10 protein-coding genes are annotated in these 14357 nt (G+C 67.8%); 3 read left to right on the top strand and 7 right to left on the bottom strand.

Annotation, left to right across the window (positions count from 1 at the left end; translation table 11 throughout):
• Nucleotides 1-36 precede the first annotated feature (36 nt).
• Nucleotides 37-2121 carry an AsmA family protein gene (locus tag WG924_RS15100; protein ID WP_345933876.1) on the bottom strand — a complete coding sequence of 695 codons (2085 nt, stop codon included), beginning with the start codon at nt 2119-2121 and terminating at the stop codon, nt 37-39.
• A 263-nt stretch (nt 2122-2384) separates the two neighbouring features.
• Nucleotides 2385-3230 carry an OmpA family protein gene (locus WG924_RS15105; protein WP_345933877.1) on the bottom strand — a complete coding sequence of 282 codons (846 nt, stop codon included), beginning with the start codon at nt 3228-3230 and terminating at the stop codon, nt 2385-2387.
• 526 nt (nt 3231-3756) lie between these two features.
• Between WG924_RS15105 and WG924_RS15110 the strand changes: the two genes are divergently transcribed.
• A complete protein-coding gene (locus WG924_RS15110; protein ID WP_345933878.1) occupies nt 3757-4674 on the top strand; it encodes a histone deacetylase family protein in 918 nt (305 codons plus the stop codon).
• Nucleotides 4671-5180: an MmcB family DNA repair protein gene (locus WG924_RS15115; protein ID WP_345933879.1), complete on the top strand. Its 510-nt coding sequence runs from the start codon at nt 4671-4673 to the stop codon at nt 5178-5180. Before WG924_RS15110 ends, WG924_RS15115 begins: the two co-directional genes overlap by 4 nt.
• A 25-nt stretch (nt 5181-5205) precedes the next feature.
• On the opposite strand, the gene WG924_RS15120 is transcribed toward WG924_RS15115, so the two are convergent.
• The 5 genes from WG924_RS15120 to WG924_RS15140 all read right to left on the bottom strand — a co-directional run bounded on the left by WG924_RS15120 (nt 5206) and on the right by WG924_RS15140 (nt 12776).
• Nucleotides 5206-5826 (bottom strand): glutathione peroxidase, encoded by a 621-nt coding sequence (locus WG924_RS15120; RefSeq protein ID WP_345933880.1) that lies wholly within the window; start codon nt 5824-5826, stop codon nt 5206-5208.
• A 107-nt stretch (nt 5827-5933) separates the two neighbouring features.
• Nucleotides 5934-8519, bottom strand: coding sequence for a DNA translocase FtsK (locus WG924_RS15125; protein ID WP_345933881.1), 2586 nt, complete (start codon nt 8517-8519; stop codon nt 5934-5936).
• Entirely contained in the window at nt 8516-8962 is a 447-nt protein-coding gene (locus tag WG924_RS15130) for a PAS domain-containing protein (RefSeq protein ID WP_229707971.1), read from the bottom strand. Before WG924_RS15130 ends, WG924_RS15125 begins: the two co-directional genes overlap by 4 nt.
• Before the next feature lie 100 nt (nt 8963-9062).
• Nucleotides 9063-9851 (bottom strand): ABC transporter permease, encoded by a 789-nt coding sequence (locus WG924_RS15135; protein WP_345933883.1) that lies wholly within the window; start codon nt 9849-9851, stop codon nt 9063-9065.
• A 162-nt stretch (nt 9852-10013) separates the two neighbouring features.
• Nucleotides 10014-12776 carry a mechanosensitive ion channel domain-containing protein gene (locus WG924_RS15140; RefSeq protein WP_345933884.1) on the bottom strand — a complete coding sequence of 921 codons (2763 nt, stop codon included), beginning with the start codon at nt 12774-12776 and terminating at the stop codon, nt 10014-10016.
• A 350-nt stretch (nt 12777-13126) separates the two neighbouring features.
• Here WG924_RS15140 and WG924_RS15145 point away from each other — a divergent pair, with 350 nt between their 5' ends.
• On the top strand, nt 13127-14206 hold the full coding sequence (locus WG924_RS15145; RefSeq protein WP_345933885.1) for a TAXI family TRAP transporter solute-binding subunit: 1080 nt from the start codon (nt 13127-13129) through the stop codon (nt 14204-14206).
• Nucleotides 14207-14357: the final 151 nt, after the last annotated feature.

Raw genomic sequence — 14357 nt, forward strand, 5'->3', positions numbered from 1 at the left:
TTACACCGGCCTGACGCGCCCCTTACACTCGATCGCTCATCGCTTGAACAGGCCCTTCAACTGGTCCAGCGGGTTGGCCGGCTCGCTGCCGTCGGTCGCATTGTCGTCGCCGGCGTCACCACCGCTCTGGCCGCCCCCCAGCAGGCCTTTCAGCGCATCGCCGACATCACCCTCACGCGCACCCTCGATCGCGCGGCGCACCGCCTCAGGGTCGTTCAGGCCCTGCCGCAAGGCCCCCTCCAGATCCGGGTGGTAGGACAGGTTGCTCCACGGGCCTTCCACGATCACCGGCACCATCAGCCCGGACAGATCGGCGCGGCCGCCCTGGCCCTCCAGATTGGCCACCGCCTTGGGTTCGATCCGGTAATCGAGCCGGCGTTCCGGCAGGTTCACCGTGCCCGCCGCCGTCACCCGCAGCAGCGGTGCCTGCAACTCGGTGTCGCGGTTGGTGACGATGCCCCGCTCGGCGGTGAAGCTGCCGCCCAACCGGGCGAAATCGGTCTTGCGCTCGGCGCCGCCATCATCGAAGGCCCCGCCCAGATTGCGGATCATGGCGGCAATGTTGATGCCGCGGAGCGCGCCATCCGTCACCTCGTACAGCCCCCGCCCGGCCAGGCCGCCGATCAGCGCCTTCTGGCTGCTGCCACGCGCGGTCAGGTCGAATTCGGTGCGCCCGGTGCCTTCCAGCCGGTCCGATCCGGTGGCGGCGGTCAGCAGCGGCAGCAGGTCCAGGCCCTGGAAGGCGCCCTTCAGCGACAGCGATGCCGGGCTGGCGCGGCCATTGACGCCGATGGTGACATGGCCGCTGCCGCCATAGAGCCCGGTCTGGGGCACATCGACGGTCAGGCGGCGGTCGTCCAGCCTCAGCGCCAGTTCGGTCGCCCCCAGCCGGGTGTCGCGGATCGTCACCGAGCCCGCATTGATGGTGACATCGGCATCGGCCACCGCCAACGCCGACAGATCGATTGGCGCGTCGCTCCAGCCCTGATCGCCGGCGCCGTCAGCGCCGGCCCCAGGCGTCGTGGCGCCCCCGCCGGCATCGGCCGGCAGATAACGGTCCAGCACCAGATCGCCGGTGGTAAGCGCGCCCTCGATCTTCGGTCGCGGGCCCGACAGATCCACCGCCATCCGGCCGGTGGCCTCGATGTCGTCAACCGCCAGGCGGGCATCGCTCAGGGATACCCGTGCCGGCGTCGCATCCACCCGGCCGGCCAGCGACAAAGCCGACAGCGCGCCATCGGGCAGCGCCAGCGGCGTGCCCATGGCGTCGGCCAGGCCACGCGGATCGGGCACGGTCACCTCGCTGGTGCCGGCAAAGCCCGGCTGGCCGCCCGGCAGCGCCGTACCGTCCAGCACGACGCGGGCGTCCCGCAGGCCCAGTTCCACCCGTGCCGGGGTCTCGCGGCCCTCGATCACCGCCCGGGCGGTTTCGGCGCGCGCCGATATGGTGACCGGCATGTCGCGCCATGACGCATCGCCGGTCAGCGTCAGGGGGCTGTCCAGGGTCTCGGTCGCGATCGTCAGGTTCACCGCATCCAGCCGCTGCTCGGTGCCGCTGGCCGCATCGCTATAGATGACAGTGCCGTCGGTGATATGCACATCGCCCAGGGTCAGGCCGCTCAACCGACCATTGCCGCTGCCCGGCTGTGCCCCCGTTCCCGGTTCTGCGGTCCCCGGTTCCGCGGTCCCCGGAGCCGCCGGCTGCACGGTGCCGGACATGGTCTCGCCGCCGGCCGCGATCTGCCAGTTGGCGGTGCCGTCCGCCCGCCGTTCCAGCCGGATCACCGGCTGATCCAGCACGAAGCGCGCCACCCGCACCTCACCCGACAACAACGGCCACAGCGCCAGTTCCACCGCCATATGGTCGACCTTGGCCATCTCGCCCGCATCCGACCAACTGGCATTCGCGAAGCGCACCTGGTTCACATCCAGCGCCAGCACCGGCAGCAGCGACAGGCTGACGTCGCCATCAATGGAGAGCTGGCGGCCGGTGCGGGCCTCCACCTCGGCCACCACCCTGCGCATGATCGCATCGGTCGGGATCAGAAAGGGGGCCGCCACCGCGGCGCCCACCAGCAGCAGCACGATCACCGCAACCGCGATCAGAAGCTTCTTCACCATCCATCTGTCCTCCGCCTTGATCCGGCGCCAATCCTGATCCCGTCGCTCAAGGGCTCGATCCCGTCTCTGACGGGGATCATGGGGAAACCTTGCCCCACAGCATCCCCCCTGTCCGGTGACAGAAAAAAGGGCGGACCCGCATCTTCGTGCGCATCCGCCCTTTTTCGTCGGTCCCGGCGGCCCGGACAAGCCCCCCACAAGGGGAGGTGCCTGTCCGGAACCGGCAGATCAGTCGTGTATCGGTTCGTCCGTCAAGGGCCGGGTCAGTTGGCCAGACGGATGATCACCACGCGGTTGCGCTGCTCACGCACGCCGTCGGCGGTCGAGACCGGGACGTTGCGCTCGCCATGGGCGGTCGCGGTGATCGCGTTGCGGGGCACGCCCAGCTTCACCAGCTCGGCAGTCACCGATTCAGCGCGGCGGGTCGACAGGCGATCGTTGTAGGGGATCGGGCCCGAACGGTCGGTGTGGGCATCCAGACGCAGAGCGACAGTCTTGCGCTCCTTATAGGCCGCGGCGGCATCACGGATGATGTCGTAGGCCTGGCCATGCAACTGGGCGCTATCCCACGGGAAGAAGATCTGGAATTCGACCGGCTTCACAACCGCGACCGGCTGCGGGGCCGGGGCGGCCGTGGCTTCGAGTTCGGCCATCGCGTCCTCGAACATCTTGCGGCAGGCCGCGATGTCCTCGGGCTGATGATTTTCTTCCTGCTCCTGCACCCAGCAGTCAAAGCCCGCCTGGGCCTTGGCGGCGGCGACCGGCTTCGACGCCATGGCGCCACCGTTCAGCTGGGTCATCAGACGCTGACGGGCCGAGCTGAGGGCCGGCAGCGAGCCGCGGGGCAGATACCAGTCTTCGAGCTGCTCCGGCGGAACGACGGTGCCCTGGCGGGCCCAGTCACCCTTCTGGGCGAAGACGTCGCCGTCGACCCAGTCGAACTCAGCACGCTCGGCACGCGACAGCGCCAGATACTCATCCGACAGAGCGGAGAGGAACGGGTCGCTCGGCGCCGGCGTCTGCGCGATGCTGTCCGGGTCGATGAGACCGCAGGCGGAAATGCTGCCGGCGACGAGGCCGACCACGGCAAAGCGATTCAGCGCGTTCATTATGGATTACCCTCCTTGGTGAAGCCGATCGGGTGGTTGCCCGGCATCCTATCGAAATCGGCACATGATGCCCGAGTCATCGTCGTGGCTTTTTCGTCACCCTTCGTGCACGTCTCTCGACGCCTGCACTCCAGGTCGGACACACCGCGCGATGGAACGGCGAGCTGCGACGAAACGGAGATCATGCAACCCCCGCTGTGCTTCGCGATCCGGCCTGCCGGTACCGGCTGGGAAAGACCTGGCCCCCGCCGCTCTGGCCTGCCGCACCGCACGAAGGCGCAGTATCGAGACTACTCCCGAAACCGGCCGGAAAAAACAGGCAACGGCGCCCTTGAAACCGTTGACCACGGCAGTTTGATCCCCGCCGCCAGGCAACGGTCGTCGATTCCTGGTCGATGCCCATCATTGATCGGTGCATGGTGGATGCCGGCGGTTGATCCATGATGGGCAAACCGGGATGACGCCACATAGTGTCATAGCATCCTTAATGTTTCGCGACACCGGTCCAGGTCAAGGGTTGCTTCCAATGAGCCTCTCTGTTGTGCATCATTCCTGCTACACTGTGCCTTTTCCGCCACGAAATCGCTTCCCGATCGGCAAATTCGCGGCCTTGAAAGCCTATCTGGACCGGGCACCCTTCGCACACCGGCTGCGCGTGGTGGAGCCGCAGCCGGCCTGCGCGTTAACCTTGTCGCGGGCACACACCGCCGATTACGTGGCCGATGTGCTGGCCTGCCGGCTGGATGCCGCAGCCGTGCGCCGGATCGGGGTGCCGATCATGCCCTCGGTCGTCACCCGCTCGACGACCGCCGTGGGCGGCACGATCGCCGCAGTCAGCGCGGCGCTGGAACAGGGGATCGCCTGCAACACCGCCGGCGGCAGCCATCATGCCCATGCCGGCTTCGGCGCCGGATTCTGCGTGTTCAACGATGTCGCGGTCGCCGCGTGCTGGGCACATCACGTGGCGGGACTGGCGCATGTTCTGATCGTCGATCTGGATGTGCATCAGGGCGACGGCACCGCGCGGATCCTGGCGGGCCAAGACTGGGCCGTCACCTTCTCGATGCATGGCGCACGCAATTTTCCAGCCCGCAAAGCCTTGAGCACGCTGGACATAGAGCTTGCCGACGGCACCGGCGACGGGGTCTATCTGGACCATCTGGAAGACACGCTGCCAGGGCTTCTGGACAACCCGCGCCCCGATCTGGTGATCTATCTGGCGGGGGTCGATCCGCATCGGGATGACCGCCTGGGACGGCTGGCCCTGACCGATCGCGGGCTGGCCGCCCGCGAACATATGGTGCTCGATCAGTGTCTCCGTCGTGGCATTCCCGTGGCGACGGTGATCGGCGGGGGCTATGCCGATGACATGGCGGCCCTGGCGCGACGCCATGGCATCGCGATCGAGACCGCATCGAGGCTTGCGGAGGCCTATCGTTTGTGAATGATCTGCCCGATCAGGCGATGCCGGCCGGCGTGCCGGAGGCGCCAGAGGCCGGCGCGACCGCCTCAAACTCGGTGGCCGGGATCGCCGCCGCCGTAGCGGCGGGCGTGCGGCGGATGCTGGAAGAGGCGATGGATTGCGCCGTGCTGGTGGAGTTCCCGCTGAAATCCGGCCGCCGCGCCGATCTGATGGCACTGGATGGCCAGGGCCGCTTTCTGCTGATCGAGATCAAGAGCGGGCCGGCGGATTTCCGCTCCGACAACAAATGGCCCGATTATGCCGCCTGGGCCGACCAGTTCTATTTCGCGGTGCCCGAGACGTTTCCCCAGGGGCTGCTGCCCCAGGCCGAAGGGCTGATCGTCGCCAACCCTTACGAGGCCGCGATCCTGCGCGACGCGGCCCCGCGCCCGCCGCTCAACCCGGCACGCCGCAAGGCGCTGACCCTGCGCTTCGCCCGCATTGCCGCCCGGCGACTGTCAGGAGCGTCCGCGCCCGCGGTTATCTAAAGATCAGGCGCACCCACGCGCCGGGTCACCTGAGTGTGGCCTCGATCGCCGCCACAACCTCAGGCGCGGTCGGCTCTACCCGCGACGGCCAGTTGGCCACCGCCCGGCCCTCGCCATCGATCAGATATTTGTGGAAATTCCATCGCGGCTGCGCGTCCTGGCCCAGGCTCGCCACCAGCCATCTGAACAGCGGATGGGCCGCGTCACCACGCACCACCTGCTTGCTCGCCAGGGGAAAATCGACGCCATAGGTGATGGTGCAGAAATCGCGGGTCCGGGCCGCGTCGTCATATTCCTGACCGCCGAAATCACCCGACGGCACGCCCACCACCATCAGCCCCTGATCGCGATAGCGCTGCCACAGCGACACCAGCCCCTCATACTGAGGCGTGAAGCCGCAGAGCGAGGCGGTGTTGACCACCAGGATCGGCCGGCCCGTCCAGGCGCCGAGATCGATGGTGCCGCCGTCGATCGCCGGCAGGGTGAAGTCATAGGCGCTCATCGCATCGCCCTCCGTCTCGCCGATGGGTGCTGCGGCGGATGCGCCGCGCGGAATGGCTCCAGCCGGCATGGCAATCATCAGGCCCAGCGCGATCAAGGCCGCCACGGGTGTAGGCCGACGGTGATTGGGTGTGGGACTGACCATGACCTGCCTCCTTGGCATCCCTCAGGCCGGCCATGATTGTGCCGGGCCGGGCCGCCCTGCCCGTTCAGGATAGGGCGGCCCGTGGCGGCTTCAAGGCCGGACGTGGATCACGACGACCGGCGATCGGCGAAGTAGCTGCGGGCATTCACCAGAATCTGCCGGCGGCCGACATGGTCGGGCGGGCTGACCATGCCTTCCGATTCCATCCGCTCCACCAGACGGGCGGCGCGGTTATAGCCGATCTGCAGGTGCCGTTGCACGAAACTGACCGAGACCTTGTCTTCCCGCAGGATCAGGGCCACGGCCTGCGCGAAGATGTCGCCATCATCATCGCCGTCCGCCGCGCCGTCATCGGCCGGCAGGCTGTCGATCGGCATGTCGCCGTCGTCATCCTCGGTGACGCTGTAGACATAGTCGGGCCGGCCCTGGCCGCGCAGATGCTCCACGACCTCCTCGACCTCGCGGTCGCTCACGAACGGCCCGTGGACCCGGGTGATGCGTCCGCCCGCCGCCATGAACAGCATGTCGCCCTGGCCCAGCAGCTGTTCGGCGCCGGCTTCCCCCAGAATGGTGCGGCTGTCGATCCGGCTGGTGACCTGGAACGAGATCCGGGTGGGGAAATTGGCCTTGATCGTGCCGGTGATGACATCGACCGACGGCCGCTGGGTGGCCATGATCAGGTGAATGCCGGCCGCGCGCGCCATCTGCGCCAACCGCTGGATCAGGGTCTCGATTTCCTTGCCGGCCACCAGCATCAGGTCGGCCATCTCGTCGACCACCACCACGATATAGGGCAGGTGCTCCATCTCGACGATCTGTTCCTCGAAGATCGGCTCCTGCTTCACCTTGTCATAGCCGACCTGCACCCGGCGCGTGACCTGCTCGCCGCGCAGTTCGAGCTCGGCGACCCGGGTGTTGTAGCCCTCGACATTGCGCACGCCCAGATGCGACATCGCGCGATAGCGGCTCTCCATCTCGCGCACGACCCATTTCAGGGCGACCACCGCCTTGTTCGGATCGGTCACCACCGGGGTCAGCAGATGCGGGATCTCGTCATAGACCGACAGTTCCAGCATCTTCGGGTCGACCATGATCAACCGGCACTGCTCGGGCGGCAGCCGGTAGAGCAGCGACAGGATCATGGCATTGATGCCGACCGACTTGCCCGACCCTGTGGTGCCGGCGATCAGCAGATGCGGCATCCGGGTCAGATCGACCACCACCGGCTCGCCACCGATATTCTTCCCCAAGGCCAGCGGCAGACGGTGATTGCCCTGGCTATAGGCCGGCGAGGCCAGTATTTCGCGCAGATAGACCGTGGCACGGCTCTCATTCGGCAATTCGATGCCGATGACGCTGCGGCCGGGCACCACCGCGATCCGGGCGGTGATCGCGCTCATCGAGCGTGCGATGTCGTCGGCCAGATTGATCACGGTCGATGACTTGGTGCCGGGTACCGGCTCAAGTTCGAACAATGTCACCAGCGGGCCGCGCCGCACCTCCATGATCTCGCCACGGATGCGGAAATTGCGCAGCACGGTTTCCAGCTTGCGGGTCTTGTCGGCCAGCACGCCTTCATCCAGTGCCGGATCATCCTCGGCCTCCGATGTGGCAAGCAGCGCCAGCGGCGGCAGGTTATAGCCGGGTGCCGGCTCGAAACCGGCGTCATCGACCATCGCGACGGTGTCGACATCGTCAACCGCGTCCCCGGCGGCGTCGGCATCGGCATCGGCGGCAGCGGCAGCCACCTCCGCCTGAATGTCGAACCCGTCGCCCTCGTCCGGCAGCTCGTCGTCTGCCACCTCCGGCGCATCCAGCCACGGCGCATCGCCGGTGTCGTCGGCCGGATCGTCGTCCTCGACCTCATCCTCCGACGCCCGCAGCGCGACATCGAGCCCGGACTCAAGGGCCGGCTCCGGCTCCGGTTCGGCCTCCGGCTCCGGTTCGGCCTCGGATTCCGGTTCGGCCTCGGATTCCGGTTCGGGCTCCGGCGTCGGTTCGGGCTCGGGCGTCGGTTCGGCTTCAGGCTCGGCCTCGGCTTCGGGCTCGAACGCAGGGGCTTCCGGCTCCGGCTCCGGCTCCGGCTCCGGCTCCGGCTCCGGCTCCGGCTCCGGCTCCGGCTCCGGCTCCGGCTCCGGCTCCGGCTCCGGCTCCGGCACAGATGCCGAAACCGGCTGGTCGTCAACGACCGGCAGGCCGCTTTCCGCATCGGCGGCATTGGCGGCGGCCAGGCTCGCGAAATCGAACACCGGATCCTCGCCGGGCACCACCTCGGCAACCAGCAACTCGCCTTCCATGAACGGTGGCGGCAGCATCAACGGCGCCACCAGGGCCAGGGCCTCGTCCTCGTCCACCCAGACATCCGGCTGGTCGTCGGGTTCCAGCGCCGGGGCCAGCGCCGCCTCGGTCCACTCCACACCGGCCAGGAAGCCATAGGCGACCGCGAGTGCCGCCGCCTGATCATCGGTGCCGGTGGCATAGATGATCGATGCCTGGTCGGTGCCGGGATAGGCCTCGATCGCCCATTCCCGGGTGCCGGCGCCTTCCAGTTCCACCTGCACCAGACGGAAGGGGCGATCGGTCATGGCGCACCACAGGCCGAATTCCTCGGCGCGCGGCGGCAGGCTGTGATCCTGGTCGGCCTCGCGGCGCGGGTCCAGATCGGGCAACGTGAAGGGGCGTCTCGCGTTCATGCGTCCACCCTGTAGGCAGCGACGAGCAACTTGCTGACCTCACCATCGAGATCGAAGAATGGCAGCACCAGACGTTCCCATGTCTGTTGCTGGCCGTCAAACAGGGCCGTGTACACCCGCGACACCGGCAGGCGTTCGGCGCGCACGGCATCGTATTCCGCGGCCAGCACCACCGCCCGGTCGGCGGCGATGCGTGCAAGCGAACAGCCGGTCAGGTCGGTGCCGAAGGCCGCGGCATAGGCGGGGCTGTAATAGCGATAGACATAGCCGGCGGTGTCGTCCAGGCCGACGATCGCCATGTCGTCCAGCCACGGACGCAGATCCGCGGGGGCCATGCCGTCGAGGGCCGGAAAGCTGCCGCCGGCACACAGGCGCAACCACAGCGCATAAAGCGCCTTCAGCCTGGGATGCCGCACGACGAGCGCCAGATGGGATGAGGACATCGCGAAACCGATTGCGAGAAGGGTGGACGATAAGACGGCCGGCCACGTGTTGCCGCACGGCCGGCTGATGGTGGTTGTCTGGCCGGGTCGGTGACCCCGGTCAGGCCTTCAGCTTCCAGCCGCGGTTCAGCACCATCCAGCAGGCGATCCCCAGAACCAGATCCACACCCCCCAGCACCAGCACGCCGGCCAGAACCGACCCGTCGGCATGGCCGGTCATGCCATAGCGGATTCCGTCGATCATATAGAAAAACGGATTGATGTGTGCCGCAAAGCTCCACCCCTCCGGCAGCCGGTCGACCGAATAGAACGTGCCTGACAGAAACGACAGGGGCGTGATGACGAAATTTGTGATCGCCGCCATCTGGTCGAATTTATCGGCCCACACGCCTGCCAGGATGCCGATCAGCGCCATCATCAGCGATGCCGCCAGCAGGTGAAACAGCACGAAGCCGGGCTTGGCGAATTCGAAATGCACGAAGGGGCTCATGGCGGCGATCAGCACCACGCCGACCAGCACGCCACGGGTAACCGCGCCAAGCGCATAGCCAAGGGTCAGTTCGGTGGCCGATAGCGGCGCCATCAGCACGTCGACGATGTTGCCCTGCACCTTCGAGATCATCAGCGAGGATGACGAATTCGAGAACGCGTTCTGCACCACCTGCATCATCACCAGCCCGGGGGCCAGGAATTCCAGATAGGGCACGCCGCCGATCACCTCGACCGACCGGCCCAGCGCCAGCGAGAAAATGGCCAGGAACAGCAGCCCCGTCACCACCGGAGCGGTCAGCGTCTGGCCTGCGACCTTGCCGAAACGGCGGACTTCGCGCAGATACAGCGTCGCGAAGCCCCGCCAGTTGACCGCCCCCATATGTCGCGGTTCGCCCATCTCGTCACCTCGCCTCGCCCGGAACCGGCGGCACCCGCCGCCGCCCCGCCCATGCCGCATGAGAGCGGCCAGACGGGGCCGGCGGAGGATAAGCGCCGAGGACGGGCGGGGCAAGCCCGAGGGGCCGGCCCGGACGTGAACCGGGCACGCCAGGGCGGGCGCTCAGCGCACCGGCGAGCTGCCGCCCCCGGCATCGCCGGTGCCGTCGTCCAGTTGCGGCGGGCGGCGGACATCCTCGTCACCCGGCAGCTCCGCGGCCGTGCCCGACCGCGCGGGCGTGGCGGCATCCCCGGTCGGGGCCTCGTCGCCGCCTGCGGGCACATCATTGGCGGGCCCCCGGCCATCATCACGGCGGCGACCATCGCCCATCAGCCGGATCGGCGCCGGCGGCGCCTTGCCGTCCTTGTCGGCGCCGAAATACAGCGTGGTGTGCGGGAACGGAATTTCCACGCCGGCGGCGTCGAAGGCCTCCTTGATCCGGGCATAGAAGGCCCGCTTGATGCCCCATTGCTGGCCGGGCTTCACCATGATCCGGGCGCGCACCACCACCTCGCTGGCGCCGAAGCGATCCAGACCGAAAATCTCGATCGGCTGCAGGATCTGGTCGCGGAATTCCGGCTCGCGGGCCATCTTCAGCCCCACCTCGCGCATCATCTCGGCCACATCGCCCACATTCTCGCGATAGGCCACCCCGATATCCAGCAGGGCATACGAAAAGTCCTTGGTCAGATTCTGCACGATGTCGACCGCGCTGAACGGCACGGTGCGCACCACGCCCTCGACGTCGCGCAACCGGATGGTGCGCACGGTCATCCGCTCGACCACGCCGGTCTGACCGGCCACCGTCACCACATCGCCGACCGAGATCGTGTCCTCGAACAGGATGAAGGCGCCGGTGATGAAATCCTTCACCAGCGTCTGGGCGCCGAAGCCGATCGCCAGGCCGACGACGCCGGCGCCGGCCAGCAGCGGCCCGATATCGATGCCGATCTCCGAGAACACGGTCAGGATCACCACCAGGCTCAGGATGATCATCACCACGTTGCGCAGCATCGGCAGCAGGGTTCTGGCGCGAGTGGTGGGCGCGCGGCTGCCGTCTTCCTTCAGGCGGCGGTTGATGGCGCCGTCGACCATTTCCCAGATCACCAGCGCGCCGACCACGAACACCACGATCTTGACCAGCGCCCCGATCACCGAGGCGCCCGCATCCGAGGCGAGCCAGGCAAGCCCGCCCAGCCCCCATGCCTCCAGCAGCGCCAGCACCGCGAAGACATGGATGAACCCCACCAGCGCCGCGCGGGTCACCGCCAGATAGCGGTTCACCCGTGCCTCGATCCCCGGATGGCGTTCGACAAATTCATCCGACACCGCGAACAGCCGGCCAAGGCCGCGTTCGGCCGCCAGAACCGCCAGCCGGTCGATCAGCACGATCACCACGGTGGCAAAGGTCGCCCGCGCCATGAAGGTGAAGCCGCCCTCCACGCCCAGCAGCCAGATCACGGCCGCCACCGCCACATAGGCCAGCGCCAGCACGTGCCAGCTATCGGCCAGGCGGGTCCGAAGGGTGTGCATGCCACGCCGCGTCACCTCCACCGCCCGGTCGGCGGCGGCGCTGGCAAGATCCGTCGGGACATCGTCGTCGCGGTGGCGGGCGTCATCGGATGTGGCGGGCCCGGTCGCGGCCGTGTCGGTGGCGGTCGTATCGGTGGCCGCCGCCAATGGCGCCGAGCCATCCCCCGGGTCGGCCATGGCCACGGTGGCGCCGGGCCAGGCGGCACCATCCGGTTCGGGCGTGCCGCGCCCGGCGATAAACGCCGCCACCTCGTGGCGGTTCTGAAGGATCACCACCGCGGCCAGGCTGGCCACGAACAGGCCGAACAGCTTCAGCGCCACCTTCAGCACCGGCGCCGACATGCCCAGCGCCTGGGCCGCATCATACAGGAACCAGCCATAGATGATGATCCGGGCGAAACGGCGCAGCCAGATATAGCAATAAGCCGCGGTTTCGTCGCCGATCGGCAGCGGCCGCAGCCGTCGGGTCTGCGGCCGGATCAGCATCCGGCCCAGCGCCATCACCACCCGCACCGCCAGATTGGCCTGGACGATGGCGATGGCGATGGTCGCAGCCTCGCCAGTCGGCCGCACCAGGGTCACCGCCGCCGCCGCACCACCGGCAAAGGCCATGATCCCCAGCAGATCCAGAAACAGCAGCCCGGCGCCGCGCATCACCCGCCGCCAGCGCGCCGCCGGCGGATTGATCATCAGCCGCGCGCGCGGCCGCCTCAGCAGTGCCTTGACCACGGCCTCGGCCACGAAGCCCGCCGCCACCACCGCCACCAGCCGCAATGCCAGGTCCAGCCAGTGGTTGCGCTTCAACGGGTCGGCCAGGACCCGGCCGATGCGTTCAACCTCGTCGGGCGCGCGCGACAGCGACACCGCCGCCCGCTGCAGGTCGCGCCCCAGAACGTCCAGCCGATTGGCGATCACCGTCGCCGGGCCGTCCAGGAACGGCATCACCAGCTCGGCCGCCAGGGCCTCCTGATCCGGTTTGGGGGCCTCGGCGGCGCGCAGCCGCTCCACCAGCTTCTCGCGGCCGGCCGGATCCTCGATCAGCTTGATCAGCGCCTCGATCTCGGCATCCGAGCCGGCGGCGGTCCCCTCGTCCGCGGCCCCATCGGCAGACTGGGACGCGGACGGCAGGCCCGGCAGCACCTGCGCCCGCACAGGTGCCGGCGCCATCAGCCCGTGCAGCAGGCACAGGGTCAGCGCCAGACATGCCGCCGCCAACCAGCGTCCCGGCCGGACCTGCGGCGCTGGCGCCCCTCTGTGACGACCGGCGCCCATGCCCCAGCCGGCATTCGTTGCGGCGCGGCCGGCATGGATGGTGTGGTTGCCTGGAAGGCGGCGCTTGAAAAGACGCGTCATGGATGGACCAGCGGTGTTTGAGGACGGGGCGCGCAACGGCGGCAGGCGCTTGAGAATGAAGAGCGCATCGACCGTAGGGTGATGCCACGCCTCCGTCAATCGCACCACAGCCTGCTCACCATTCGGTCATCACCGCATTCCGCAACCGGAATATCCCATAAGTTGCATCATATCGGGTCAACAGCATAAAAATGCGGGCCATTCCCATGAAAATGCCTTAAAACAATCGCAATAAGAGATTTGTTCGGTTTCATATCGCGAAATCAGAACATTCCGAAAGGCCGGACCCGCATCCGCATCGATGACGCAGGGCCCCGGGCAGGGGCCTGCGAGGGGGAGTTCACGGGGACATGACCACAATCTGCGGCCGCGCCACGCGCGGCGTTCTGACGGGGGCATTCAGGGCCGCCGCCGTCGGCATGGCGGCGCTGTGCGCAACCGCCACCATCTCGACCGGCGTGTTGACCACCACGACCGCGGCCCGCGCGGCGGATCCGGCCCGGGTCACCTTCGCCACGATCAGCAACACCTCGGATGAATACGCCCTCGGCGTCGCCTGGTCGACCCTGCTCGACAAGGCCGATGCCGGCGTGGCGATGCAGGTCGCCCCCCATGGTGGCACATCCAAGCTGTTGCGTGGCGTGGTCGACAAGGACTGGGAGATCGGCATCATCGCCTCGCCGCATCTGCTCTATGCCCGCGACGGGCTATTCATGTTCAAGGGCCGTGGCGACACCAGCAAGTATTACGACGACGTCCGCGTGTTGCTGACGCTGGAAAGCGGCGTCGCCCATTACGTCGTCCGGGCCGGCAGCGGCATTCACACGCTCGCCGACCTGAAAGGCAAGTCCATCGCACTGGGCACGCCCGGCGGGTTCTCCGGCACCATCAACGAAGCCCTGCTCGCGGCCCACGGTCTGGATGTCCACGGCGGCGACGTCAAGGGTCAGTATGTCGAATACGCGACCGCCATGGATGAATTGCGCAACGGCACCATGGACGCGGTCTATCTGTGGGGTGGTCTGCCGCAGGGTGCCGTCGCTTCGGGCGCGCTGCAGAGCGAGCTTGCCTATATCGGCGTCGACGATGCGGCGATGACCGGCTTTCACAAGACATTTCCCGCCGCCGATTATTACGACCGGGTCGTGATCACGCCCGAGATGCTGAAAGCCGCCTATGACGGACACGTCAAGGCCGATGCGCCGGTCAAAAGCTGGACCACCCGCATGCAGATCATCGTCCATCGCGACATGCCGGATGATGTCGCCTATGCGCTGGTCAAGGCGTTGTGGACCCATATCGACGACGTTCACGCCGCATCACGCGAGTTGCGCGCGATGACCATCGAAAGCGCCGTGCAGAGCGCCAGCGGCATCATTCACCCCGGAGCGAAACGGTTCTATGTCGAACAGGGCGTGATGAAGCCCTGATCGCCTGAACCAGCGGCAAGGGTGGCGCCATCACCTGCGGCCTGTCGACCGCCGCCGCCCCGCCCGCCCACATATGGCCCCCACACGCAATCGCCCGCCGCGATAACGGCCGGCGCCTGCCCATCCGCCCATGCCGAAAACACCCGGTGCG

This window comes from Tistrella arctica (assembly GCF_039630945.1).
GTDB classification, from domain to species: domain Bacteria; phylum Pseudomonadota; class Alphaproteobacteria; order Tistrellales; family Tistrellaceae; genus Tistrella; species Tistrella bauzanensis.

Coding starts and splice junctions, on each gene's coding strand:
- WG924_RS15100 (WP_345933876.1), bottom strand. CDS start 2,121: ATGGTGAAGAAGCTTCTGATCGCGGTTGCGGTGATCGTGCTGCTGCTG.
- WG924_RS15105 (WP_345933877.1), bottom strand. CDS start 3,230: ATGAACGCGCTGAATCGCTTTGCCGTGGTCGGCCTCGTCGCCGGCAGC.
- WG924_RS15110 (WP_345933878.1), top strand. CDS start 3,757: ATGAGCCTCTCTGTTGTGCATCATTCCTGCTACACTGTGCCTTTTCCG.
- WG924_RS15120 (WP_345933880.1), bottom strand. CDS start 5,826: ATGGTCAGTCCCACACCCAATCACCGTCGGCCTACACCCGTGGCGGCC.
- WG924_RS15125 (WP_345933881.1), bottom strand. CDS start 8,519: ATGAACGCGAGACGCCCCTTCACGTTGCCCGATCTGGACCCGCGCCGC.
- WG924_RS15130 (WP_229707971.1), bottom strand. CDS start 8,962: ATGTCCTCATCCCATCTGGCGCTCGTCGTGCGGCATCCCAGGCTGAAG.
- WG924_RS15135 (WP_345933883.1), bottom strand. CDS start 9,851: ATGGGCGAACCGCGACATATGGGGGCGGTCAACTGGCGGGGCTTCGCG.
- WG924_RS15140 (WP_345933884.1), bottom strand. CDS start 12,776: ATGACGCGTCTTTTCAAGCGCCGCCTTCCAGGCAACCACACCATCCAT.
- WG924_RS15145 (WP_345933885.1), top strand. CDS start 13,127: ATGACCACAATCTGCGGCCGCGCCACGCGCGGCGTTCTGACGGGGGCA.